Source organism: Pseudomonas sp. GW823-FHT01D03 (assembly GCF_058798255.1).
The window spans coordinates 4,361,751-4,385,731 of record NZ_JBXAKK010000001.1; the positions used below are offsets into that span (position 1 = coordinate 4,361,751).

16 protein-coding genes are annotated in these 23,981 nt (G+C 61.3%); 6 read left to right on the forward strand and 10 right to left on the reverse strand.

The features are described 5' to 3' along the window. The first annotated feature begins 133 nt into the window (after positions 1 to 133). Positions 134 to 1,060 (forward strand): GGDEF domain-containing protein, encoded by a 927-nt coding sequence (locus tag AC1RBR_RS19135; protein WP_492566131.1) that lies wholly within the window; start codon positions 134 to 136, stop codon positions 1,058 to 1,060. A gap of 138 nt (positions 1,061 to 1,198) precedes the next feature. Here AC1RBR_RS19135 and AC1RBR_RS19140 read toward each other — a convergent pair whose 3' ends face one another. Both AC1RBR_RS19140 and AC1RBR_RS19145 read right to left on the reverse strand, forming a co-directional pair. Next, positions 1,199 to 1,960 (reverse strand): iron-containing redox enzyme family protein, encoded by a 762-nt coding sequence (locus AC1RBR_RS19140; RefSeq protein ID WP_492566132.1) that lies wholly within the window; start codon positions 1,958 to 1,960, stop codon positions 1,199 to 1,201. Between the two features lie 79 nt (positions 1,961 to 2,039). After that, positions 2,040 to 4,499: an EAL domain-containing protein gene (locus tag AC1RBR_RS19145; RefSeq protein WP_492566134.1), complete on the reverse strand. Its 2,460-nt coding sequence runs from the start codon at positions 4,497 to 4,499 to the stop codon at positions 2,040 to 2,042. Positions 4,500 to 4,672: 173 nt separating this feature from the next. Between AC1RBR_RS19145 and AC1RBR_RS19150 the strand changes: the two genes are divergently transcribed. Continuing rightward, on the forward strand, positions 4,673 to 9,289 hold the full coding sequence (locus AC1RBR_RS19150; protein WP_492566136.1) for a hypothetical protein: 4,617 nt from the start codon (positions 4,673 to 4,675) through the stop codon (positions 9,287 to 9,289). Here the strand turns inward: AC1RBR_RS19150 and AC1RBR_RS19155 are convergent, their stop codons facing one another. From AC1RBR_RS19155 to AC1RBR_RS19175, 5 genes are all read right to left on the reverse strand, one after another. Then, entirely contained in the window at positions 9,290 to 11,107 is a 1,818-nt protein-coding gene (locus AC1RBR_RS19155) for an ABC transporter ATP-binding protein (protein ID WP_492566138.1), read from the reverse strand. Beyond that, on the reverse strand, positions 11,100 to 11,702 hold the full coding sequence (locus AC1RBR_RS19160; RefSeq protein ID WP_178083274.1) for a DsbA family protein: 603 nt from the start codon (positions 11,700 to 11,702) through the stop codon (positions 11,100 to 11,102). Before AC1RBR_RS19160 ends, AC1RBR_RS19155 begins: the two co-directional genes overlap by 8 nt. Positions 11,703 to 11,737: 35 nt before the next feature. After that, positions 11,738 to 12,679, reverse strand: coding sequence for an oxygen-dependent tRNA uridine(34) hydroxylase TrhO (trhO, locus tag AC1RBR_RS19165; protein ID WP_492566139.1), 942 nt, complete (start codon positions 12,677 to 12,679; stop codon positions 11,738 to 11,740). A gap of 238 nt (positions 12,680 to 12,917) precedes the next feature. Next, positions 12,918 to 13,217, reverse strand: a complete 300-nt coding sequence (locus AC1RBR_RS19170; RefSeq protein WP_003226935.1) for a BolA family protein — start codon at positions 13,215 to 13,217, stop codon at positions 12,918 to 12,920. Between the two features lie 12 nt (positions 13,218 to 13,229). Next, complete coding sequence (locus AC1RBR_RS19175; protein WP_047598727.1) at positions 13,230 to 13,745, reverse strand: DUF2059 domain-containing protein; 516 nt, start codon at positions 13,743 to 13,745, stop codon at positions 13,230 to 13,232. 193 nt (positions 13,746 to 13,938) lie between these two features. On the opposite strand from AC1RBR_RS19175, the gene AC1RBR_RS19180 reads away from it, so the two are divergent. Continuing rightward, a complete protein-coding gene (locus AC1RBR_RS19180; RefSeq protein WP_492566141.1) occupies positions 13,939 to 15,333 on the forward strand; it encodes a class II fumarate hydratase in 1,395 nt (464 codons plus the stop codon). 113 nt (positions 15,334 to 15,446) lie between these two features. On the opposite strand, the gene AC1RBR_RS19185 is transcribed toward AC1RBR_RS19180, so the two are convergent. Next, a complete protein-coding gene (locus AC1RBR_RS19185) occupies positions 15,447 to 16,406 on the reverse strand; it encodes a DMT family transporter (protein WP_492566143.1) in 960 nt (319 codons plus the stop codon). Positions 16,407 to 16,615: 209 nt separating this feature from the next. Here AC1RBR_RS19185 and AC1RBR_RS19190 point away from each other — a divergent pair, with 209 nt between their 5' ends. Further along, entirely contained in the window at positions 16,616 to 16,804 is a 189-nt protein-coding gene (locus AC1RBR_RS19190) for a DUF6316 family protein (protein ID WP_456020352.1), read from the forward strand. A 132-nt stretch (positions 16,805 to 16,936) separates the two neighbouring features. Here the strand turns inward: AC1RBR_RS19190 and AC1RBR_RS19195 are convergent, their stop codons facing one another. Then, positions 16,937 to 18,121 carry a thiolase family protein gene (locus AC1RBR_RS19195; RefSeq protein ID WP_492566145.1) on the reverse strand — a complete coding sequence of 395 codons (1,185 nt, stop codon included), beginning with the start codon at positions 18,119 to 18,121 and terminating at the stop codon, positions 16,937 to 16,939. 103 nt (positions 18,122 to 18,224) lie between these two features. Then, on the reverse strand, positions 18,225 to 19,739 hold the full coding sequence (pap, locus tag AC1RBR_RS19200; RefSeq protein ID WP_247268167.1) for a polyphosphate:AMP phosphotransferase: 1,515 nt from the start codon (positions 19,737 to 19,739) through the stop codon (positions 18,225 to 18,227). 337 nt (positions 19,740 to 20,076) lie between these two features. On the opposite strand from pap, the gene mnmC reads away from it, so the two are divergent. Together mnmC and AC1RBR_RS19210 are read left to right on the forward strand one after the other, a co-directional pair. Then, on the forward strand, positions 20,077 to 22,056 hold the full coding sequence (gene mnmC, locus AC1RBR_RS19205) for a bifunctional tRNA (5-methylaminomethyl-2-thiouridine)(34)-methyltransferase MnmC2/FAD-dependent 5-carboxymethylaminomethyl-2-thiouridine(34) oxidoreductase MnmC1 (RefSeq protein WP_492566148.1): 1,980 nt from the start codon (positions 20,077 to 20,079) through the stop codon (positions 22,054 to 22,056). A 150-nt stretch (positions 22,057 to 22,206) separates the two neighbouring features. Further along, on the forward strand, positions 22,207 to 23,979 hold the full coding sequence (locus AC1RBR_RS19210; protein ID WP_492566149.1) for an N-acetylglutaminylglutamine amidotransferase: 1,773 nt from the start codon (positions 22,207 to 22,209) through the stop codon (positions 23,977 to 23,979). Positions 23,980 to 23,981: the final 2 nt, after the last annotated feature.

A 23,981-nucleotide genomic window follows, 5' to 3' on the forward strand; every position in this document is an offset into this window, starting at 1 on the left:
TGACTAATCGTCATCAGGCAGACTAAACTTACGCCAAATGTCCTACGGGACTGATGGATCAGTATGACGCGCAGCCCATAGCCGCTCTCACCCAGCCTGTAAGACAGACTTACTGCTTAGGGGCTCACGCCATATGAAATCACCCTCCCAGACCAATGCAATTGACTTTGACAGTGCCAAATTGCAACGCCTGGGCTTTGGTCAGCTGCCTCCGCTTCTGGTACGCCCGGCCAGCCTGGCGCAATTGCGTCAGCAAATGAGCCTGCAACTGCAAACCAGTCTTGAGCCGCAACGAATCCTCGGTCTGTTTTTCCGCGAAGTTCAGCGTCTGGTGCCGCTGGATGCCTTGAGCTACGTTCATTCGGCCAGCGACCTGCGCCTGGAATTCGGCGCCCGCGGTCACCATTCGGTCAGCTACAGCCTCAGCCACGAAGGCGAGCACTTGGGCGAACTGGTCTTTCGCCGCAACCAGCGCTTCAGCGAGCAGGATCAGGGCAACCTCGAATCGCTGTTGTCGTCGCTGCTGTTTCCGATGCGCAATGCCCTGCTCTACCGCGCCGCAACGCAAAGTGCGCTGCGCGACCCGTTGACCGGAACCGGCAACCGGATCGCCATGGAGCAGACCCTGCAACGCGAGATCGACATGTCGCGCCGGCACCTGCAACCGTTGTCGGTGCTGATGCTCGACATCGACCACTTCAAGCGGGTCAACGACAGCCACGGCCACAGCGCCGGGGATGACGTACTCAAAGCGGTGGCAGCGTCAATCAAGGGCCAGCTGCGCAATGTCGACATGGTGTTTCGTTATGGCGGGGAAGAGTTTCTGATCTTGCTGTGCAACACCGGCCGGGAAGCAGCGGCGATGGTCGGCGAACGCCTGCGCCATGCCGCGCAGACTGCGGAATACTTCGCGGACGGTCAATTGATCGACCTGACTGTCAGCCTTGGCTGTTCGACGCTGTTGCCGGGGGAATCGGCTGACAGCCTGCTGCGTCGGGCCGACAGTGCGCTGTATGTGGCCAAACGCGAAGGGCGTAATCGGTTGGCGATGGCTGGCTGAGTCCTTCCAGACAACCACAAACCACTGTGGGAGCGGGCTTGCTCGCGAAAGCGGTGTGCCAGTCAAACAATTGCAGACTGACACACCGCCTTCGCGAGCAAGCCCGCTCCCACATTCGGTCTTGCGTACCGCCCTGAATCAGCTCTCTACAAGTGCCCGGCGTTCACGCCCGTGCAACACACGCTCGGCGGTTTCCAGTTGCATGCAGCGCTCCAGAAACAGATACATGTAGTCGTAGCTCTTGCACACCGCCTGACGCAGTTCGGTCTGCAACGCTTTGCTCGGATTCATGCCCGCCAGCGTGCAGATGATTTCCAGCGCTTCCCAGGGGTGGGCATCGTCATACTGGGCATGCATCTTCAGCCACTTCATCGCGCGCTTGCGTTCCTCTTCCGGGAACGCCGCCGCGTACACGCCAGTGGAGCAGACCAGCGCTGACCACTCCCCGGTCGCACCCTCAATGGCGTAGTTGGTCGCAGCGATGGCGACGATCAGCGAATCCGCCGAACTCGTATGCCAGCACCAGTGACTCAGCGCATGCAGTTCCGGCGGTACTTGCTGGGCCTGCAGATCCTCCAAGCTGACGCCATGCGCGCGACTCCAGTTCAGCCAGTAGTCGGCATGATTGAGTTCAACGCGGATGTTGCGCATCAGCCAGCGGCGCGCCATGTCCTCCCCAGGATGGCGGGCGAACTTGGTCTTGGTCAGGTTCTGCGCCATATACAACGCAAACTGTTCAACTACCGGCCAGCCCCCGATCAAGTACTGGCGCATGGTTTTGGCGCTGAGCTTGTTATCGCGCATGCGCAGGTACAGTTCATGTTCGACAACCCGGCGCTTGCTCTCGCTGCAATCTGCAATGAGCTGTTGTGCCCAGGCAGGATAACTTGCAGCTTCCATGAGTGGTCCGGTTCGGTTGAATGTGTCGATCACTGTTCGGCTCCTTTTGATTTGTGATTGTAAGGATCGGCAAGAGACTTCAACGGAACGTGCCAGGCGCCTTGAATAACAGCGGCTGCGGTCTGGCGGGCCGACTTTGCAAACTGTCGCAGGTAAACAACTGCGGGCGTTCGATGACATAACCCTGAGCGTAATCCACCCCGATTTCAAGCAATGCCTGCTCGATCTGGGTTGTTTCAACAAACTCGGCAATTGTCTGCTTACCCATGACATGCCCGATGTGATTGATCACCTCGACCATAGCGCGGTTAATCGGGTCGTCCAGCATATCCTTTACGAAACTCCCGTCGATCTTCAGGAAGTCTACAGGCAAATGTTTCAGATAAGCGAATGAAGACATTCCGGCACAAAAGTCATCAAGTGAGAAGTAACAACCTAAGCCTTTGAGTTCATTAATAAATCGAATTGCACTGCCAAGATTGGCAATGGCGCTGGTTTCAGTAATTTCAAAACAAATCATTTCAGGGGGTATAGCGTAATTAACAAACTGTTCACGCAGAAAGTGCAAGAACGCGTCATCTCCGATAGTAATGCCTGAAAGATTAATCGCACACATTGCCAACGGACCTTCATGTTGTTCGGCAATACATTGGGCAATCACTTTAAAAACATTCTCGACGACCCAACGATCCAGTTGACTCATCAGGCCATAACGTTCGGCCGCCGGAATGAAACTGTCCGGCAGGATCATCCGTCCGGCTTCGTCATGCAGACGCAAGAGTATTTCGATGTGCCCCCCGCCATGGGCTGTAGCGCCCAGCGGAGCAATTTCCTGGGCATAGAGGCAGAAGCGGTTTTCCTCCAGCGCCATGTGCAGGCGCTGCACCCAGGCCATTTCGCCGAAGCGCAGCGACAGTTCGGAATCGTCGGCATGATAGACCTGGACCCGGTTGCGGCCCTTTTCCTTGGCCATGTAGCAAGCCATGTCGGCGGCGCGCAATGAGGCTTCGAGGGTGGTCGGGGTCTGGGCGATGTGCACCAGGCCGATGCTCACAGTGGTCAAAAACGGCCGCCCCTTCCACACGAAGTGCAGGTTCTGCACGGTCTGGCGCAGGCTCTCGGCGATTTTCTCGGCGGCATCCGGGGCGCAGTTCTCCAGCAGAATGCCGAACTCGTCACCGCCCAGCCGGGCCAAGGTGTCGCTCTCGCGCAAGCCCGATTGCAACAGCGTGCAGATGTGCCGCAGCAACTCATCGCCAGCGGCGTGACCGCAAGTGTCGTTGACCAGTTTGAACTGGTCCAGATCGAGGAACATCAGCGCATGCCGAGCGGGCTGGCGCGTCAGATTGTGCAGGGCCTGCTCCAGGCGATATTCGAACTCGCGGCGGTTGGCCAGACCGGTCAGGGCATCGTGGGTCGCCTGCCACGACAGATTGGCGATGTATTGCCGTTCCTGAGTCATGTCATGCAGCACCAGCACCGTACCGATAACCTTCTCGGCGTTGCGGATCGGCGCGCCCACCAGCGTCACCGAGACCGTACTGCCATCCAGACGCTGAATCAGTTTGGAGTGCTCGCTGCCGCCGATCAGTTGCCCGCTGAGAATATGCTCGATCAGCGTCAGCCCTTCGGTCTGCGCATTGTCATCGAGCAGATTGAACAGCGCTGCCAATGGCAACCCCGCCGCGTGCTCGGACTTCCAGTGCGTCATGGCCTCCGCCGCAGGGTTCATGTAATCGATCGCGCCGTTGACGTCGGTGGTGATCACCCCGTCGCCAATCGATTGCAGGGTGATGTGCGCCCGATCCTTCTCCAACTGCAGCGCCTGGGCAAAGGCATGTCGCTGCTTGAGCAGTTTGTGGGTGCGCAACAGGGCCAGCACGATCAACCCCAGCGCCGTGGCCAGGTTGGTGAACAGCAGCAGGCGCAGGATCATCCGCGAACCTTCGCCCAAGGCATCGCTGAACGCCTTGGCCGCCGGCGTCACACCGTCATTGATGGCAAAGATCTGCGCTTTCCAGCGTTGAATGTCAGCCGGCGTCGCGATGTTTTCGCTGATGCCCTGATGCATCTCGCGCGCAACATTGTCCAGTTGCACCAGATAGGCGTCGCCGATGGTCCAGCGGTCGATCGCGGTTTCCAGATAGCTGAAATGACGGAAATTGAGGTACAGCCAGATCAGGCTCGACACATCATCGGGATGGTTGCCACCCTTGAGGATCCCCTCCCGTGCCGCCTGCAGATCCGGTGGCTGACGATCCAGCGCCAGACGCAACTGGTGACCGCCCTGAGGCACGGCAATCGCTTCCCTGTATTTGAGGAAGATCGCCTCGTCGCGGTTGTCGGCATACAGGTTCAGGTAATAGATGGCGTCCTTCTGGCCCTTGGACCAGAGACTCTCGCCGGCGACATAGCCGCGAACGGCCGACAGGACGTAAAGACTCACGCCCCCCAGTAAAGCCTGAAATAACACGACGGCAATAAATGGCCAGACGATGCCCAACAACCGTGGCGTTCCGAGAGTCCTTTTTTGCTTCATGAGGTCCTTTGCGCACGCACTGTCATCTTCAAGGGGAGACCGCCAGAGCCAGACCAGGGGGCGCCCCCTTCCAGCAAGCCAGGACATTTTCAACCGGCGATACGTATGTACCGCACCCGCTGTTCGCCATGCTTCGACACTGACGGCTTTCAATCATTCCAGAGCCGTTCTCCATGCAGTCATCTTCCGCCACGCTGCAACGCCATACTGCCCAACAGAGCGAATACCGCGCAATGATCTCTGCCCTGCGCGCCGTGCTCAGCGCATCGACCTCACTGCAGACCTACTACCTGGCGCCCCAGGCACATTCGCGACTGGGTGCAGCACACGCCCTGGCGCAAAAACTTCTGCAAGCCCTGTTCGAAGACAGCGCCGAACCACAATTGGCGGCGTACCTGCAAACGTCCAGAGGATCACTGCTGCAAGTCGACGCCGCAGCCGGTCAATGCAGCTTTTCCTTCAACCGTCCCGATGGCAGCTGCGCCCGCTACGCCATCGAGGATGTCACCCGGGCCTCCAGCACAATTCAAGAATTTCAGCGAGCGTTGCTGAGTATAGGCGCACACTTGCGTTCCGACAGGCTGCTGCCGTTGTCACAACTGCTGCGTGAGTCCGGGTTCACATTTGCCGACGTACAGGACGCCACAGCACTGACCCGGCTGATCGGCAAGGTCGAAGAACAACGCGCCAGTCATCGACTGAATCTGCGACACCAGCCGGCGCTGACGGTACTGATGAGCGACGATGACAAAGCCGCGATTCATGACCTGATTGGCGACTGGCTTACCGGCAAAACCCTGTCGGCCATCGACAGCCTGGCCAGCGAAGTAACGCCGGCCTTCACCCGCCAGCAACTGGAACAGCAGCCCGCCGCCTGCCTCGAACGCCTGCTCGACACGCCGAAGGCGCGTGCCCTTGGCCAGCGCATATTGCAAAAACTGCAATGGTACGGCGCACGGCCCGATGAGCCGACCGTCCCCGATATCCGCCTGCGTTTACTGCTTGAAGCGTTGTGCCTGTGGTACGAACTGCCCGGCGACAGCAACTCGACCGAAGTGGCCGGTTTTGCGCTGGAACAACGCGCTCACCACGGCTCAAGCTACGCCGCCATTCGCCGCGACTTTTTACAGCATCTGGAGGACTCTCACCGAACCTCGACCCCGACCGAAAAACATGTGCTGGGCTGGGTATGCCTGGCGCAGTTCGGACTGGATTTTCAAGTGCGCGATATTCCTGACGACCTGCCGTACGCCAGCTCGGTGGTCTGGGTCAATTTCGTGCATGGCGTGCACCTCGCCCATGCACTCGATCCACAGTTGCTGGAATATCTGAGCTTTCAGCAACTGGTCGATCTGCCGCTGCACAAAAGCGAAAACGCCAGCACCGACCTGCAAACCCTGATCGCCATGACCCGAGTGCCTGCCGCACAGACCTGGACACTGGCCTCCGGAGCGCCGGCTGCACCAAGCGAGACATCCGACGATCACCCGGCCCTGCTAGCGCTGGAAGATCACAAGAAAAAATTGAACGCGGCGATCCTCCAGCTGGACATCGAGCCGCCCCGGCGACTCGCCCTGGCAAAACAGCAACTGGACAAGGCGCTGGCCAACGAGCTGTACGATCACACGACGATTCGCCTCAAACGCCACCATCCTTCAGCGCCCAACCGTAGCCGACGCAGCATTATCGACACCCCGGATGTGCCATTGCCGACCTGGCCGTTGCTGGAGGTCTATGCCGCCGGCGGGCTGAGCAGCGACACACGCTGGTACGTCAGCGACGATGGCCGCAGCGCCAGCGAATGGATCAGCCTGAACGCAGACGGCCAACTGCAAAGCGGCTTCGTCAACACCCACCAACCTGGCCGCCGCCTCTCCCGGTTTCCGCGCAACCGCACCTTGCCCGATATCAAGGCCTTGTTCGACCAGCAGTTCGACGACTATCTGAGCGCGACCCGCAAAGCCTATGAATACCTGATCAAGTCGCTGCTGGTCACACTGCCGTGGGATGACCGCCGGGCACTGGAGCACGGCGACGTGCGGATCCACAGCCTCAGGGATCCGACACGGCACATCGAATCTCATCTGGAAACACTGAAAAACATCCTGCCGTACCGGGCTCGCATGGGCTTCGTGTTGCAGGCGACGTATCAGGGCCCGCCACAATTCTACGAATGCCTGCCTCGCGCCGGCATCCTTCGCAAACGCCCGGATCTGAATGGCACACATGTTGGCGGCCTGTTATTGCCACCCCTGCCGCCCAAACGTGGACGGACCAAGGGCCAGAGCATCAGCCGCATCGTCGCCCGCCGCCTGCCATTCGATCGAAAAGCACACTGGGACGGTTCGATACCCGCCCCCGACGCCGAGTGCATTGCCATCCTCGAACCGCTGGGCGACTCCCTCCCGGTATCGATGATCCCGGAGGCTCATCACGACATCTCGCCGAACCTGACCTTCAGCTCGCCGCGCACAGCGCAAATCGCCTCGTTCATCGCGACCCGGTTGTTCTATGTCGACGAGCAGGCGCTGCGCAGCGAAGCCTGGGGAAAAACCGGCTTTGAGCAAGACAACAGCAAAAAGCACTGGATTCATGCCCTCAAGGGCTTTGTCCCGTTCTGGGGCAGTCTCGAAGACCTGCAGTCGGACAGTCCGGGTAAACACGCACTGGGCGTACTCGGCCTGCTCCTCGATATCGTCTCGTTCGCGATTCCCTTGGGCAAGTTCGTCGCCGGCAGCATTCGCCTCGCTGCCGTGGCCGGGAAAATGGCGATTCGCGTCGCCCTGCCACGCATGGCGCAACTGTCGAAAACCCTGCTGGTTTCGAGCTTGAGAAACTTCAATCCGCTGGACGCTGCGCCTGCCTTGCTCAAGCTCGGTGGTCGAGGTGCGATCGGCGCAGTGCGGGCCGTGGCGCACTTGGAACACCGCGCGGTTGCACGTCTGAAAAGGCTGGCCGGCAGAGGCGCTGACTATGACCTGCTGCACAGTCTGCCCCAGGCACTGGATGCCGGGCGCTGGAAAGCGCTGAACCCTGCCAATCATCTGGCCGTGGTCAGGGGGATTGACGATGTGCCGGTGCGCAACGTCGGCGGCTCGCGGCATCACTTGCTCGATCCACTATCCGAGCGCCCTTATGGGCCGCAGTTGCTCGCACACGAGCATGATTTTTCGCTGGGGCGTTCGCACTACCGCACCGTGAAAAAAACCGACGATCAGATCGATATCGAACTGGCGCCGAACACCCGCATCGAGCTTGTCCCCGAGGCTGGCGGACGCACCACGGTATTGATCGATGATGTGCCCTATCGACTCGACGGCGATGAGCTGCGCCGCGTTGATCTGCTCGATGACAGCCAGCACTGGACGCTGCTGCCGTGCCGGATACGCCGCGCACCGGGCGCGGGCGACTGCCGCGTCAGTTACATCACCGCAGAACCCGCCCCGACGCCCGCCGTCGGCACCATCGACAAGGAAAAGGGTTACGCGCCATGGTTCGGCGAGCGGGTTTCGGAGCCCGCCATGCTGCCCCATCAAGACGGAATGTTCCTGGCGGTCGATGCCAGGCTTTATCAAATCATCGATAACCGCCCGAGGCTGTTCACCGGCGATCTGCAACTCCTTGGATTCCATCAAGGCAGGCTGGTACCAAGACAGCAGATTCAAGCCACGCTGCAGTTTCGCAAAGGCATTTATGCGCGGATAAAAACCGGCGGCAGCTATGACGGGATCAATGACTCACATCAGGTTGGTGCGGTGCTAATGCCGGCCATCGACGACTCGGCCTCCTACGTGTTCTTCCGAATCAACATCAAGGAGTACTACCTGGCCACCATCGCCAAGGGTAAAAAAGCGCCCGATCAATTGACCTTCAGGCGCCTGGCACCCGCCGAACTGGCCGACGGCACCCTCGGCGCAGAACTGCTGACCGTCTACACCGGCTCGCTGCACGCCAACAACATCGTGCGCATCCATGGCCTCGAATCGGTGCAGCGCGCGATGCAGACCATGGAGCAGATCGCGATCCCCATCGGCACCGCGGCCATGCCTGCAAACAATATGAAATGGCTGAAGGTCGACACCAGCCCGGGCGAAGCATTGATGTTCGATAATTCGACACGGATGATCGTCACCCGCCTGCCCGAAGGCGCCACCACCTGGACGCGCAGCAGCGAAGCGCCGGAGCTCTTCCGGCAGAAAACCGCAGAGATTTTCGACACGTTGTTTCTGTCACCGACGATCAACCCGGCCAACACCAACGCGCCCCTGCGTATCAACCGTGCCATGCAGAAACTGCACAAACGGTTGCCCGCGCATCAGCAGTCACACAATCCGCGCAACATTGCCTATGCAGAAGTCACCACGACCAGCGGCAATCGGGAGGTCTACGTCAGTGTCTCCGGCGCTCAGGGCAGCACCCAGTGCTTGCCGCTGTTTAGCCGCATCAACGCCGATCACGTGCGGATCGGCGACACCACTTACATAAACATCGACTACAACCCAAGCTTCCCGCGCACCTCGCTAGAGGTCACCGAGCAAGGGCAACTGCTGGCCGTGCCGCTGACCATCAAGGAGCTGAAAACCTATCAGCCGACGCAGACCAGCCGGCCGACCTCGCTGGACAGTGAAAGCAAACTGATCAGCGTGCTGCGCGAGAAATATCCCGACCCGACCGAAATTCGCTCGGTCGACATCGCCACGACCATGCGCCCGTGCGAATCCTGTTCGGTGGTGATGAAGCAGTTCGGCCATGACGGCGGCGAGGCGGCGTTGCAGGTGCTTTGGGGCTGATTACAGGCGCTGCAGATGGCCGTAGAGTTTGGCGTAGAGGCCGCCATCGGCGATCAGTTGCTGGTGGTCGCCATCCTCGGCCACTTGCCCGCCATCGAACACCAGCACCCGATCCGCCTGCTTCACCGCCGACAGGCGATGGGCAATGATCAGCGTGGTGCGGCCATTGAGGAAGCGCGCCATGGCCTGATGCAGGTTGTATTCGGTGGCAGCGTCGAGGGCCGAAGTGGCTTCGTCGAGAATCACCACTTTCGGCTCGGCGAGGATCATCCGTGCAATCGCCAGACGCTGGCGCTGACCACCGGACAGGCGCACGCCGGAGCGTCCGACGATACTGTCGAGACCGTCCGGCAGCGCCCGGATGGTCGTCTCCAACTGAGCGATTTCCAGTGCCTGCCAGCAGGCTTCGTCACTGCGGGTGCGGCCCATGGTCAGATTGGCGCGGACGGTGTCGTTGAACAGCGCCGGATGCTGCAGCACCACCGCGACGTTTTCACGAATCAGCTCCAGACCGATTTCCTGCTGGGTCGAACCGCCGAAACGAATGGTCCCGGCCGACGGCGTGTACAGCCCCAGCAGCAACTGCACCAGAGTACTTTTTCCGCCGCCACTGGCGCCGACAATCGCGACTTTTTCACCGGGGGCGATGGACAGGTTCATCTGATCCACCACCAATTCATCGCCGTAACCGAAGCTCAGTCCCTGCACCTCGATACCCACGGTTTCCCGCCCCTTGAACGGATCGACGCCGCCCGGGTATTGCGGCTCGTCAGCCCGCGCCAGCAGTTCGTTGATCCGCGCCAGTGCGCCACCCGCCGCGTAGTAGGCGTATTGCAGATTGAGCAGTTGTTCGACCGGGCCGATCATGAACCACAGGTAGCTGAACACCGCGAGCATCTGGCCGATCGACAGGTCGGAGAACAGCACCGTGAGCATCGCCGCCGCGCGGAAAATGTCGATGCCGAACTGGAACAGCAGACCACTGGCGCGGTTCGACGCATCGGTCTTCCACTGCGAGTTGACCGCGTAATTGCGCACTTCCTGCGCACGCAATCCGAGGCGCCCGAGGAAGAAGCCCTGACGGTTGCCAGCGCGCACTTCCTGGATCGCATCGAGGGTTTCACTCAAGGCCTGAGTGAAACGTGAGGTGCTGTCGTTCTCCAGCTTCTTCAGGTGCTTGACCCGTTTGCCCAATTGCACCGTGGCGTAGATCACCAGCGGGTTGAACAGCAGGATCAGCAGCGCCAGTTTCCAGTGCATCCACATCAGGATGCTCGCGGTGCCGACCAGCGTCAGCATCGCCACCAGAAACCGGCTGAGGGTTTCGCCGACAAACTTGTCGAGAGTGTCCAGATCGGTGACCAGATGGGTGGTCACGGTGCCGCTGCCGAGGCTTTCGTATTCGCCGAGGGAGATGCGTTTGAGGCGTTCGATCAGGCGCACGCGAATGCGGTAGACGATGTCTTTCGCCAGCCGGGCAAACAGCCGCGCCTGCAACACGCCAAAACACAGGGCGCTGCAACGCAGGGTCAGAGTGACCAGCAGCATCAGGCCGATGTAACCCGCCGCTTGTTGCCACATCGACGGCAGCACGTGGTTCATGACTTTCAGCGCGGCATCGCCATGGCCGAGCAGGACTTCGTCCACCAGCAAGGGCAACAGCAACGGAATCGGCACGCTGCACAGCGTCGCCAGCACGGCCACGCCGTTGGCGATCCACAGGGATTTTTTGTGATGCAGTGCCAGGCGCCGGACTTCTGCCCAGCTCAGCCGGTCGACACGCTTTACGGCTGGCGTGTCATCGGCCCGGTCAGGCACAGGCTGCGCGCTCCAGCCAGCGGCCGAGCAATGGTGAGAGTTCACTGAGTGGTTGATAGCCGTTGGTCAACAGCGCCAGTTGACCGTTACGCTCGGCAAGCAAGGTCGGGAACCCGGCGATGCCCAGATCCTGCACCCAGCTGAAATCAGCCTGAGTCGCCTTGTGCTGATCGGCATGATCGAACAGCGCGGCAAACTCGATACGCGGCACACCGGCCTGCTCGGCCAGCTCGACCAACACGCTGGCCTGGGTGACATCGCGGCCTTCAGCGTAAAACGCCTGCTGGATCAGGCCGACCAGTGTCCACGCGCAATCCGGCGCCAGACTACGCGCGGTGACAATTGCCCGGCAGGCCGGCTCAGTGTCATAGACGAAACCGTCGGGTAGCGCACCCTCGAACTTGAACGGCTGGCCGGTAGCCTCAGTGACCGCCTGCCAATGCTCAAGAATGTAACGCCGCGTGGTCGGCTCCAGCGCCGCACCGCTGCCGGTGCGCAAGCCGCCAACCACCAGATGCAACTCTACCCCGGCTGCCTGCGCCTGCTCGACCAATGCCTTGGCGACGGGAGCGAACCCCCAGCACCAGGAACACATCGGGTCCATCACATAGAGCAGGCGCGCAGTCATGATCAGGCCTCGGTGGACGCTTGTTTATAGTTGTAGCCGATCGGGTGCGGCATGTTGCGCGCCTTGGCCAGTTCGATCTGCTTCTGCCGATCGATGGCGCTGCGGCGGGTTTTCTCGCTCAGCTTGTCCCAGCAATGCGGGCAACTGATGCCAGCCACGTAGTGCTCGGAGGCGCGATCTTCAACGCTGACCGGTGTGCGGCAGGCATGACATTGATCGTAGTCGCCTTCGCTGAGGTCGTGACGCACGGTCACGCGGTTGTCGAACACGAAGCAGTCGCCCTGCCACTTTGTTTCTTCCTGCGGCACTTCTTCGAGGTACTTCAGGATGCCGCCCTTGAGGTGGTAAACCTCTTCGAAACCCTCACCCAGCATGTAGCTGGAGGCTTTCTCGCAGCGAATGCCGCCGGTGCAGAACATCGCGACCTTCTTGTGTACGGCCGGGTCGAAGTGTTCTTTGATGTAGTCGGGGAATTCGCGAAAACTGGTGGTTTTCGGATCGATGGCGCCTTCGAAGGTGCCGATCGCTACTTCGTAGTCGTTGCGGGTGTCGATCAGCAGCACTTCCGGATCGCTGATCAGCGCGTTCCAGTCCTGCGGGTCGACATAGGTGCCGACCTTTTTGTTCGGGTCCACGCCTTCTACGCCGAGGGTGACGATCTCTTTTTTCAGTTTGACCTTGGTGCGGTAGAACGGCTGCTCGTCGCAGTACGACTCTTTGTGGTCGATGTCGATCATGCGCGGGTCGTTCTTCAGCCAGGCGAGCAGGCCGTCGATGCCTTCGCGGCTGCCGGACACGGTGCCGTTGATGCCTTCCTCGGCGATCAGCAGGGTGCCTTTGATACCGTTGTCGACCATCGCTTGCAGCAGGGGCTCGCGCAGGTTGACGTAATCTTCGAGGGTGACGAACTTATACAGTGCCGCCACGACAATCGGTTGTGTCATGGGTATTTCTCCAGGTGGCTACCCTCGCAAAGGGTGAACCGGATTCAAAAAAAACGCGCCGGGTGAGCGGCGCGTTGCGGATTCTAGCAAAAACACGGTGGATTTAGGATCTGTCAAAACTCTGTGGCGAGGGAGCTTGCTCCCGCTCGGCTGCGAAGCAGTCGCAAAACTCGCATTTTGGGAGTGCTGCGCACTCCAGCGGGAGCAAGCTCCCTCGCCACAACAGCCCTCGCAATCCTCAGTGTTTGCTACCGCCGGCACAGGTCGGCGACGCCGGGGCGGCGCCGACTTCTGCCCATTCCTGCGGGGTGTAGGTGTGCAGCGCCAACGCATGGAACTCGCCCATCAGCTCGCCGAGCGTGCCGTAGACTTTCTGGTGGCGCTTGACCCGGTTCAGGCCTTCGAACTGCGCGCTGACCACCACTGCCTTGAAGTGGGTCTGTAACCCGCGACTGTGCATATGGCTTTCGTCCAGCACTTGCAGATGCTCAGGCTGCAGCAGGCCCAGCGTCGATTCGATGCGTTGTTGCATGGTCATCACGAACTCCGCTTACTTCTTCTTGGCCGCAGGGGCTGCCGGGGTCAGCTCTTTGGTCATGTCGTCGAGCAGCTTGTTGACGACAGGCACGGCGCTTTCCAGCTTGCCTTGGGTCATCTGGGCCGATTGCTGGGTCAGCTGCGGCATTTTTTCCAGGACTTTCTTGCCCAGTGGCGACTGGTAGAACGCGACCAGATCTTTCAGCTCGGATTCGCTGAAGTTGCTGGTGTAGAGCTTGACCATGTCAGGCTTGAGCTTGTTCCAGCCGATGGCCTGGTCCAGAGCGGCGTTGGCCTTGGCCTGGTAGGTTTCCAGTACGGCTTTCTTGGATTCCGGGGCTTTGGTCTGTTCAAAGCGCTGAGCGAACATTTGCTGCACTTGCATGTACACCGGAGTGCCCAGCTTGTCAGCGTGCGCCAGGGTCAGGAAAGCTTCAGCACTGGCGTTGTGGCTGGCGGTATCGGCAAGCACCTGGCCGCTGGCGCAAACCAGTGCAACCGCGGTGCAGATGGCACGAAGACGAGTCATCGAGTTTCCTTTTCAGCTAGGCGAGGTCAAACCCCAAGGGCGACCATTCTGCGCCTAAAAAACCTTATGGCTCAACCCCCGGCCCTTGCCGTGCTTGATTGGCCGGGTTTTACCGGTCAACAATCGGTTCGAGGGAACCACCTGGGCCTGACCGGGCCTAAACTGCGCAAACGAACCAACAGGAGTGTGCACGATGAGCCGTATCGAAACCGACAGCCTGGGCCAGATCGAAGTCCCGGACGACGCCTACTGGGGTGCTCAGACGCAACGCTCGCTGATCAACTTCGCCATTGGTCAGGAACGCATGCCGCTGCCGGTACTGCACGCCCTGGCCCTGATCAAGAAAGCCGCCGCCCGGGTCAACGACCGCAACGGCGACCTGCCCGCCGACATCGCCCGCCTGATCGAACAAGCCGCCGACGAAGTCCTCGACGGCCAGCACGACGACCAGTTTCCGCTGGTGGTCTGGCAGACCGGCAGCGGTACCCAGAGCAACATGAACGTCAACGAAGTGATCGCCGGTCGCGCCAACGAACTGGCCGGCAACCCGCGCGGCGGCAAGACGCCGGTGCACCCCAACGATCACGTCAACCGTTCGCAAAGCTCCAACGACTGCTTCCCTACCGCCATGAGCATCGCCACTGCCAAAGCCGTGCAGGAGCAATTGCTGCCGGCGATCGCCGAGCTGTCCGGTGGCCTGGCCGAATTGGCCGCGCGCCACATGAAACTGGTGAAGACCGGGCGCACGCACATGATGGACGCGACGCCGATCACCTTCGGTCAGGAATTGTCGGGTTTCATAGCGCAGCTGGATTACGCCGAACGAGCGATCCGCGCCGCGCTGCCGGCGGTGTGTGAGCTGGCGCAGGGCGGCACCGCGGTGGGCACCGGTCTGAATTCGCCGCACGGCTTTGGCGAAGCGATTGCCGCCGAACTCGCTGCCCTGTCCGGCCTGCCCTTCGTCACCGCGCCGAACAAGTTTGCCGCACTGGCCGGGCACGAGCCGCTGACCAGCCTGTCCGGCGCCCTGAAGACCCTCGCCGTGGCGCTGATGAAAATCGCCAACGATCTGCGCCTGCTCGGCTCCGGCCCTCGCGCAGGCTTTGCCGAAGTCAAATTGCCGGCCAATGAACCCGGCAGCTCGATCATGCCCGGCAAGGTCAACCCGACCCAGTGCGAAGCGCTGTCGATGCTGGCCTGCCAGGTGTTGGGCAACGACGTCACCATCGGCATCGCCGCCAGTCAGGGCCACCTGCAACTGAACGTGTACAAACCGGTGATCATCCACAACCTGCTGCAATCGATCCGCTTGCTTGCCGACGGTTGCAGCAACTTCCAGCAGCACTGCATTGCCGGCCTTGAGCCGGACGCGCAGGTCATGGCCCAGCACCTGGAACGTGGGCTGATGCTGGTGACGGCGCTGAATCCGCACATCGGTTACGACAAGTCGGCGGAAATCGCCAAGAAGGCTTACGGCGAGGGTCTGACCTTGCGCGAGGCGGCGATGCAGCTGGGGTATCTGACCGATGAAGAGTTCGATGCGTGGGTGCGGCCCGAAAACATGATCGAGGCTGGCGCCAAGGGCTGAGATTTATAGCGCCTGACAGGCCGCCTTCGCGAGCAAGCTCGCTCCCACATTTGGATCGGTGTACGCCGTACCCATGTGGGAGCGGGCTTGCTCGCGAAGAACGATAACGCGGTCTAACTGGCTGCAATCCGCATCCGCCGCGCCTTCAGCCCGGCAATCAACGACGGCCCCAACGCCACCAGCGCCGACCCCAGCACCACCAGCACCGCCCCGCCATAACCCAGCCCGTTGATCTGCTCGGCATGCACATACTCCGGCCACACCCCGGCGGCAATCGCCACCGCGCCAAACGTCACCAACGGCGTGATCGCCAACGTCGCACTTACACGCGAGGCTTCCCAGTGCGCCAATGCTTCAGCAAACGCGCCATAGGCAATCAATGTGTTCATGCAGCACGCCAGCAACAGCCAACCCTGCACCGGGCTCAGTTCCAGTGCTTCGAGCGGATGCACCCACGGCGTCAGCAACAGCGCGCAGAACAGGTAGATCACCATCATCACCTGCAACGAATTCCACACCGTGAGCAATTGCTTCTGCCCCAATGCGTAGAAGGTCCAGACCGTCGAGGCCAACAGCACCAGCAACACCCCGGCGGTGTAATCCGACAATGAGGTGAGCAGTTCAGCCAGACGCTGATTGAAGAACAGCACAAAACCGATCAGCAGCACCGCCAGGCCAATGCCCTGACCGATGCTGAAGCGCTCCTTGAACACAAACAGGCTGGCGATCAGCAACATGATCGGCCCCATCTGCACCACCAGTTGCGCGGTGCCGGGGCTGAGCAGGTTAAGGCCCATCAGGTACAGCACGTAGTTGCCCACCAGCCCGAGCACCGCCATCAGCACCAGCCAGCCGCCCCGGGGGCCGAGCACCTTGCGGCTCGGCAGGCGTCGGGTGGCCGCGAGGTAGACGAACAGACAACCGCCGGACACCAACAGGCGAAACCAGGTCACGGTGATCGGGTCCATCACCTGCAATACCTGTTTCAGCTTGATCGGCAAAATGCCCCACAAAAACGCCGTCAGCAGCGCCAGGAACAGACCGTAAACCCAGCGACCGGATGAAATGTGCATGCGAACCTCAATGCCTGCTGACAAGAGCGGTCATTCTAGGCCCGCCGTCAGACGCAACACAGGGACAGTTACGGCCAGGCCGCGAATGAAACTGTGCAGGTCGCAGCATTAAATTGACGCTTTGCCGTTGATCGGCTGACGAGGCGCGCCAAGTGCTTCAGGCATAAGCTGATTGGATCCCTGCAACGGATTAATCAAGGAGCCCGATCATGTACGGAATGCGCGCCGATGACAGCGCCCCCGCCACGCACTTTCGCAGTGACCGAGTGTGTCGGGTCAATGGCGAACTGTTTTTCAGCACGCGGGAGAACACCCTTGAGGGGCCGTTCGACAGCGCCGAGAAGGCAGAGCGGGAGATTCAGGCGTATATCGCGCGGATGCAGGCGCAGACAGCGTAAACCTGTGGCGAGGGAGCTTGCTCCCGCTGGGGCGCGCAGCGGCCCTCGTTTCAGGCTTTACCGGGAAATTTCAGGTCTGCTCCGCAGCCCAGCGGGAGCAAGCTCCCTCGCCACAAGGATTGTGTTGGCCCGTCAGCGCACCGCCTCAAACAACCCCGTCGCCCCCATCCCGCCCCCCACGCACATGGTCACGATGCCGTAACGCAGGTCACGCCGCTGCAACTCACGCACCAGATGCCCGACCTGCCGCGACCCGGTCATGCCGAACGGGTGGCCGATGGAAATCGAGCCGCCGTTGACGTTGTATTTTTCGTTGTCAATCTCCAATCGATCCCGGGCATACAGGCACTGCGAAGCAAACGCCTCGTTGAGCTCCCACAGATCAATGTCCGCCACCTGCAAGCCTTTGGCCTTGAGCAGTTTCGGCACCGAAAACACCGGGCCGATGCCCATCTCGTCCGGCTCGCAACCGGCGACGGTGAAACCACGGAAAAACGCCTTCGGCTTGAGCCCCAGTTGCAGGGCTTTTTCCAGGCTCATCACTAGGGTCATCGACGCGCCGTCGGACAGCTGCGACGAGTTGCCGGCCGTCACCGAACCGTCCTCGGCAAATACCGGCTTCAGTCCGGCGAGGCTTTCGTAAGTTGTTTCAGGGCGATTGCAATCGTCGTGATCGACGATGCCGTCGAGGATCGCCACCTCACCGCTGTTTTTGTCCTCGACCCGGTACTTGACCGCCATCGGCACTATTTCATCATTGAACAGCCCGGCCGCCTGCGCCTGAGCAGTGCGCAACTGGCTTTGCAGCGCGTAACGATCCTGCGCCTCGCGGCTGACGGCATAGCGCCGCGCAACCACTTCGGCGGTCTGGCCCATGGTGTAGTAGATGCCCGGGACCTGCTGCTTGAGCAGCGGGTTGATCAGGTGATCGGTGTTGACGCTTTTCAGGGTCAGGCTGATCGACTCGACGCCACCGGCAACAATGATGTCGCTGCAACCGGAGGCGATCTGGTTGGCGGCAATCGCAATCGCCTGCAACCCCGACGAGCAGAAACGGTTGAGGGTCATGCCGGCCACATTCGTGCCCAGGTGCGAGAGCACCGCCACGTTGCGGCCGATGTTGTAACCCTGCGCGCCCTCGTTGGAGCCGGCGCCGACAATGCAGTCCTCGACGCTGGCCGGGTCGATGTCGTTGCGCGACAGCAGCGCGTTGACGCAATGGGCCGCCATGTCGTCGGGACGGGTCTGATTGAACTTGCCGCGAAAGGACTTGGCCAGGCCGGTCCGCACGCTGTCGACGATCACCACTTCACGCATGGCATACCTCAATTGTTGTTGTCGGAGGAGAGTGAACCGAGCATAAGTCCACCCTGCCGCCGACCGCGACAATCATTCACCCCGCGTATGCGGGTCCATCGGCTCAGTCCTTGTGTTTTTTCGCGCGTTTGTCGGACTTCGCGAAAGCTTCCTCAAGCGCTCGGTTAATCGTGCGCAGCACCTTGACCCGGGCCCAGCGCTTGTCATTGGCCTCGACCAGCGTCCACGGCGAAATCTCGGTGCTGGTGCGGTCGACCATGTCGCCCACAGCGGCGCGGTAGGCGTCCCACTTGTCGCGGTTGCGCCAGTCATCCTCGGTGATCTTGAAGCGCTTGAACGGAATCTGCTCGCGGGCCTGGAAGCGCTCCATCTGCGTGTCCTTGTCGATCGCCAGCCAGAACTTGACGACGATGACTCCGGCGTCGGCGATCTGCTCTTCGAAATCATTGATCTCGCTGTAGGCGCGCAGCCAGTCGGCCGGGCTACAAAAGCCTTCGACCCGCTCCACCAGCACCCGGCCATACCAGGAGCGATCAAACACGGTGAACTTGCCCCGCGCCGGCAGGTGCCGCCAGAAGCGCCAGAGATACGGCTGCGCGCGCTCCTCTTCGGTCGGCGCGGCAATCGGCACGATGCTGTACTGACGCGGATCGAGCGCCGCAGCGACCCGGCGGATCGCCCCGCCCTTGCCCGCCGCATCGTTGCCTTCGAACACCGCCACCAGTGCGTGGCGGCGCATGCGTTTATCGCGCATCAGCCCGGACAGCCGCGCCTGCTCGGTGATCAGTTGTTCTTCGTAGTCTTTCTTTTCCAGCCGCTGGTTCAGGTCGAGGCTGTCGAGCAGGTTGAGTTGATCGACCGCCGTGCCCAACGGCGCCGCGTTGACCTCTTCGGTATGCACCTCGGGGCGCTTGAGCGCATTCTGCAGGCCTTCGAGCAGGATCTTGCCGACCGCCAGACTGCGGTAATTGGCGTCCATGCCTTCGATGACATGCCACGGCGCGTAGTCGCGGCTGGTGCGGCGCAACACGCGCTCGCCGTATTTGACGAACTTGTCGTAGGTCTGCGATTGCTGCCAGTCCAGCGGACTGATGCGCCAGCTGTGCAACGGGTCATCGGCCAACGCCTTGAGGCGGGCCTTCATCTGCTTCTTGGACAGGTGAAACCAGAACTTGAAGATCAGCGCGCCTTCATCGCAGAGCATCTTTTCCAGACGCTCGGCGGCGTTGATCGCCTGGTCCAGGCGTGGATCCTTGAATAGACCGTGGACCCGCCCTTGAAGCATCTGGCTGTACCAGTTGCCAAAGAAAACCCCCATCCGTCCCTTGGCCGGGAGCATCCGCCAGTAACGCCAGGCCGGTGGATGCGCCAGCTCTTCATCGGTCTGCTGATCGAAGGTGCGCACCTCGATCAGGCGCGGGTCCATCCACTCGTTGAGCAACTTGACGGTCTCGCCCTTGCCCGCGCCTTCGATGCCGTTGATCAAAATGATCACCGGGAAACGCTTCTGCTGCTGCAACTCGAACTGCGCTTCCAGCAGTGCTTCACGCAGTGCAGGCACAGCCGCGTCGTAAGTCTCTTTGTCGATGGCATGGCCGATTTCGGCGGATTCAAACATGGGGACGGCTCCTTCCAGGATTCAGCAAGACTAGCGGATTGGGCATGGGCACGACGGAGAAATTCCGCTCACCATGGCAAGTGGGACGAATGAACAAACTGTGGCGAGGGAGCTTGCTCCCGCTCGGCTGCGCAGCAGTCGCAAGATCTGCAACCACCATCCTCCAGACAAATTGTGGTCGCAGGTTTTGGGGCTGCTGCGCACCCCGGCGGGAGCAAGCTCCCTCGCCACAAAAGCCGGTGATGATCGTGCATTCGACACAAGGGTCACTTGCCATGGATCAAGCACCCTCCGCGCGATCAGCTAGAATGGCCGCCTTGTCGTTGCCGAGCCTGCCATGAAACCTGTATTGCCCCACGCCCAACTCGACTGGGATGACCAGGGACGCCCGCGCTCGCGGGTGTTCGATGACGTGTATTTTTCCGACCAGTCGGGGCTGGATGAAACCCGTTACGTGTTCCTCGAACAGAACCGTCTGGCCGAGCGTTTTGCCGCGCTGCCGGCGCACGGGCGGCTGGTGATCGGCGAAACCGGCTTCGGCACCGGGCTGAATTTTCTCTGCGCCTGGCAGCTGTTCGAACAGCATGCGGTGGCCGGGGCGCGGCTGCATTTCGTCAGCGTCGAAAAATACCCGCTGAGCCCGGCGGACCTGCAACGGGCCCTGGCCTTGTGGCCGCAGCTCAAGCCGCTGGCCGACCAGTTGCTGGCCCATTACGTGGCGATCCATCAGGGCTTTCAGCGGATCGTTCTCGGCAATGGCCGGGTCACGCTGACCCTGTTGATCGGCGATGCGCTGGAGCAATTGCCGCAACTCGATGCGCAAATCGACGCGTGGTTTCTCGACGGTTTCGCCCCGGCGAAAAACCCCGACATGTGGACCGCCGAGCTGTTCGTCGAACTGGCTCGCCTGGCGGCGCCCGGCTCAACCATCAGCACCTTCACCAGCACCGGTTGGGTGCGGCGTCTGCTCAACGCCGCCGGGTTCAAGATGAAGCGCACGCCGGGCATCGGTCACAAGTGGGAGATCCTGCGCGGCGAGTTTCTCGGCTGGCCGCAAGACGTCGCGCCACCGCTGCCGGACAAACCGTGGTTCGCCCGCCCTGCCCCGCTGACTGGCGAGCGTCGGGCGCTGGTGATCGGCGCCGGGCTGGCCGGTTGTGCGACCGCTGCCAGCCTCGCCGCGCGCGGTTGGCAAGTCAGTCTGCTGGAGCGTCACGAGGCGGTGGCGCAGGAGGCGTCGGGCAATCCGCAGGGCGTGCTGTACCTGAAGTTGTCGGCCCACGGCACCGCGTTGTCGCAACTGATCGTCAGCGGCTTCGGCTACACCCGCCGCCTGCTGGAAACCCTGCAACGCGGCACCGACTGGGATGATTGCGGTGTGCTGCAACTGGCCTTCAATGCCAAGGAAGCCGAGCGTCAGGCGCAACTGGCCGCGGCGTTCCCGGAAGATCTGGTGCACTGGCTCGATCAGCCGCAAGCCGCAACTCAGGCCGGGATCGCTGTGGCCCACGGCGGGCTGTTCTACCCCGAAGGGGGCTGGGTGCATCCACCCGCGCTGTGCCAGGCGCAAGCCGCGCAAGCGAACATCGAACTGCTCAAGCATCACGATGCGCTGGAACTGCGCAAGGTCGAGGGTCAGTGGCAAGCCCTCGACGGCGACCGCGTGCTCGCCAGCGCGCCGGTGGTGATATTGGCCGGCGCGGCGGAGATCAAACGCTTTGCGCAAAGTGCCGAGCTGCCACTCAAGCGCATTCGCGGGCAGATCACGCGCCTGCCACAAACCGCTGAGAGCCAGGCATTGCGCACCGTGGTCTGCGCCGAAGGTTATGTCGCCCCGGCACGCTTGGGCGAACACACGCTGGGCGCGAGTTTCGACTTCAACAGCGATGACCTGACACCGACCACCGCCGAACACCTGGGCAATCTGGCGATGCTCGAAGAAATCTCCAGCGATCTGGTGGCGCGTCTGCACATCAATGAGCTGCCCCCGGAAACCCTGGAAGGACGCGCCGCGTTCCGCTGCACCAGTCCCGATTATCTGCCGATCGTCGGCCCGCTCGCCGACCGCGCAGCCTTCGCTCAGGCCTATGCGGCGTTGAGCAAGGATGCACGACAAGTGCCGGACATCACCTGCCCGTGGCTCGATGGCCTGTACGTCAACAGCGGCCACGGTTCACGCGGGCTGATCACCGCGCCGCTGTCGGGCGAACTGCTCGCGGCATGGCTGGACAATGAGCCGCTGCCGCTGCCTCGAAGCGTCGCCGAGGCCTGCCATCCCAACCGTTTCGCCTTACGCACGTTGATTCGCGGCAAATGAAAAATCGCGACTGGCCGCTGGTCAGTCCCCCCCTCTTATAACTCATCGTTCTAAAACTCCCACATCTGCAGCGGGTCAGTTTCTGAGTACCGGCCATTTTGGCCGACCTCGGAATCACCCCTCCCCAACGGAAAAACCGGTAAGGACCTTATGTGCGGATTAGCTGGCGAGTTACGTTTTGATCATCAACCTGCAGACCTTGCAGCGGTAGAGCGAATCACCCATCACCTGGCCCCTCGCGGCCCCGACGCGTGGGGCTTCCATGCCCAAGGGCCGATTGCCCTGGGCCATCGTCGCCTGAAAATCATGGACCTGTCGGACGGCTCGGCGCAGCCGATGATCGACAGCCAACTCGGCTTGTCTCTGGCCTTCAATGGCGCGATCTACAACTTCCCGGAACTGCGCGCCGAACTCGAAGCGCTGGGCTACGCCTTCTATTCCGGTGGCGACACCGAAGTGCTGCTCAAGGGCTACCACGCCTGGGGCGAAGCGCTGCTGCCGAAACTCAACGGCATGTTCGCGTTTGCCATCTGGGAGCGCGACGCCCAGCGCCTGTTCATTGCCCGAGACCGTCTCGGCGTCAAGCCACTGTACCTGTCGCGTACCGGGCAGCGTTTGCGCTTTGCTTCGGCCCTGCCGGCGCTGCTCAAGGGCGGCGACATCAACCCGATCCTCGATCCGGTGGCGCTCAATCACTATCTGAATTTCCATGCGGTGGTGCCGGCTCCGCGCACTTTGCTCGCGGGCATTGAAAAGCTGCCGCCAGCGACCTGGATGCGCGTCGAAGCCGATGGCCGCACCGAGCAGAAAACCTGGTGGACCCTGCCCTACGGCCCACACGATGACGAGAAAAACCTGACCCTCGAAGACTGGCGCGACCGCGTGCTCGACAGTACCCGTGAAGCGGTGGCAATCCGTCAACGCGCGGCGGTGGATGTCGGCGTGCTGCTTTCCGGCGGTGTCGATTCGAGCATGCTCGTCGGCCTGCTGCGTGAAGTCGGCGTTGAGAACCTGTCGACCTTTTCCATCGGTTTCCAGGATGCTGGCGGCGAGCGTGGTGATGAATTCCAGTATTCCGATCTGATCGCCAAACACTACGGCACGCAGCATCATCAATTGCGTATCGATGAAAAAGAGATCATCGAGCAACTGCCTGCTGCTTTCCGCGCGATGAGCGAGCCGATGGTCAGCCACGACTGCATCGCCTTCTACCTGCTGTCGCGCGAAGTGGCCAAGCACTGCAAAGTGGTGCAAAGCGGCCAGGGTGCCGACGAGTTGTTCGCCGGTTATCACTGGTACCCGCAAGTCGATGGCGCGACCGATCCATACGCGGCCTATCGCGCGGCGTTTTTTGACCGCAGCTACGAGGACTACGCTGCCACCGTGCAACCGAAATGGTTGACCGCGAATGACGCCGCTGGCGACTTCGTGAAAGAACATTTCGCCCAGCCCGGCGCCGAGGCTGCGGTTGATAAAGCGCTGCGTCTGGACAGCACGGTGATGCTGGTGGATGACCCGGTCAAACGCGTCGACAACATGACCATGGCCTGGGGCCTGGAGGCGCGCACGCCGTTCCTCGACTATCGACTGGTGGAACTGTCGGCGCGAATTCCCGGCCAGTTCAAGCTGCCCGACGGCGGCAAACAGGTACTCAAAGAAGCTGCACGTCTGGTGATTCCAAGCGAAGTGATCGACCGCAAGAAAGGTTACTTCCCGGTGCCGGGCCTCAAGCACTTGCAAGGCGACACCCTGAACTGGGTGCGTGAACTGCTGCTGGATCCGAGCCAGGATCGTGGCCTGTTCAACCCGGCCATGCTCGACAAACTGCTGACTGATCCGCAAGGCCAACTGACGCCATTGCGCGGCTCGAAACTGTGGCAACTGGCGGCCCTGAACCTGTGGCTCAGTGAACAAGGAATCTGATT

Bases quoted from the DNA above. Each gene is read 5' to 3' on its own strand.
- AC1RBR_RS19135 (WP_492566131.1), top strand. From the start codon at position 134: ATGAAATCACCCTCCCAGACCAATGCAATTGACTTTGACAGTGCCAAA.
- AC1RBR_RS19140 (WP_492566132.1), bottom strand. From the start codon at position 1,960: ATGGAAGCTGCAAGTTATCCTGCCTGGGCACAACAGCTCATTGCAGAT.
- AC1RBR_RS19145 (WP_492566134.1), bottom strand. From the start codon at position 4,499: ATGAAGCAAAAAAGGACTCTCGGAACGCCACGGTTGTTGGGCATCGTC.
- AC1RBR_RS19150 (WP_492566136.1), top strand. From the start codon at position 4,673: ATGCAGTCATCTTCCGCCACGCTGCAACGCCATACTGCCCAACAGAGC.
- AC1RBR_RS19160 (WP_178083274.1), bottom strand. From the start codon at position 11,702: ATGTGTTCCTGGTGCTGGGGGTTCGCTCCCGTCGCCAAGGCATTGGTC.
- trhO (WP_492566139.1), bottom strand. From the start codon at position 12,679: ATGACACAACCGATTGTCGTGGCGGCACTGTATAAGTTCGTCACCCTC.
- AC1RBR_RS19170 (WP_003226935.1), bottom strand. From the start codon at position 13,217: ATGACCATGCAACAACGCATCGAATCGACGCTGGGCCTGCTGCAGCCT.
- AC1RBR_RS19175 (WP_047598727.1), bottom strand. From the start codon at position 13,745: ATGACTCGTCTTCGTGCCATCTGCACCGCGGTTGCACTGGTTTGCGCC.
- AC1RBR_RS19180 (WP_492566141.1), top strand. From the start codon at position 13,939: ATGAGCCGTATCGAAACCGACAGCCTGGGCCAGATCGAAGTCCCGGAC.
- AC1RBR_RS19185 (WP_492566143.1), bottom strand. From the start codon at position 16,406: ATGCACATTTCATCCGGTCGCTGGGTTTACGGTCTGTTCCTGGCGCTG.
- AC1RBR_RS19190 (WP_456020352.1), top strand. From the start codon at position 16,616: ATGTACGGAATGCGCGCCGATGACAGCGCCCCCGCCACGCACTTTCGC.
- AC1RBR_RS19195 (WP_492566145.1), bottom strand. From the start codon at position 18,121: ATGCGTGAAGTGGTGATCGTCGACAGCGTGCGGACCGGCCTGGCCAAG.
- pap (WP_247268167.1), bottom strand. From the start codon at position 19,739: ATGTTTGAATCCGCCGAAATCGGCCATGCCATCGACAAAGAGACTTAC.
- mnmC (WP_492566148.1), top strand. From the start codon at position 20,077: ATGAAACCTGTATTGCCCCACGCCCAACTCGACTGGGATGACCAGGGA.
- AC1RBR_RS19210 (WP_492566149.1), top strand. From the start codon at position 22,207: ATGTGCGGATTAGCTGGCGAGTTACGTTTTGATCATCAACCTGCAGAC.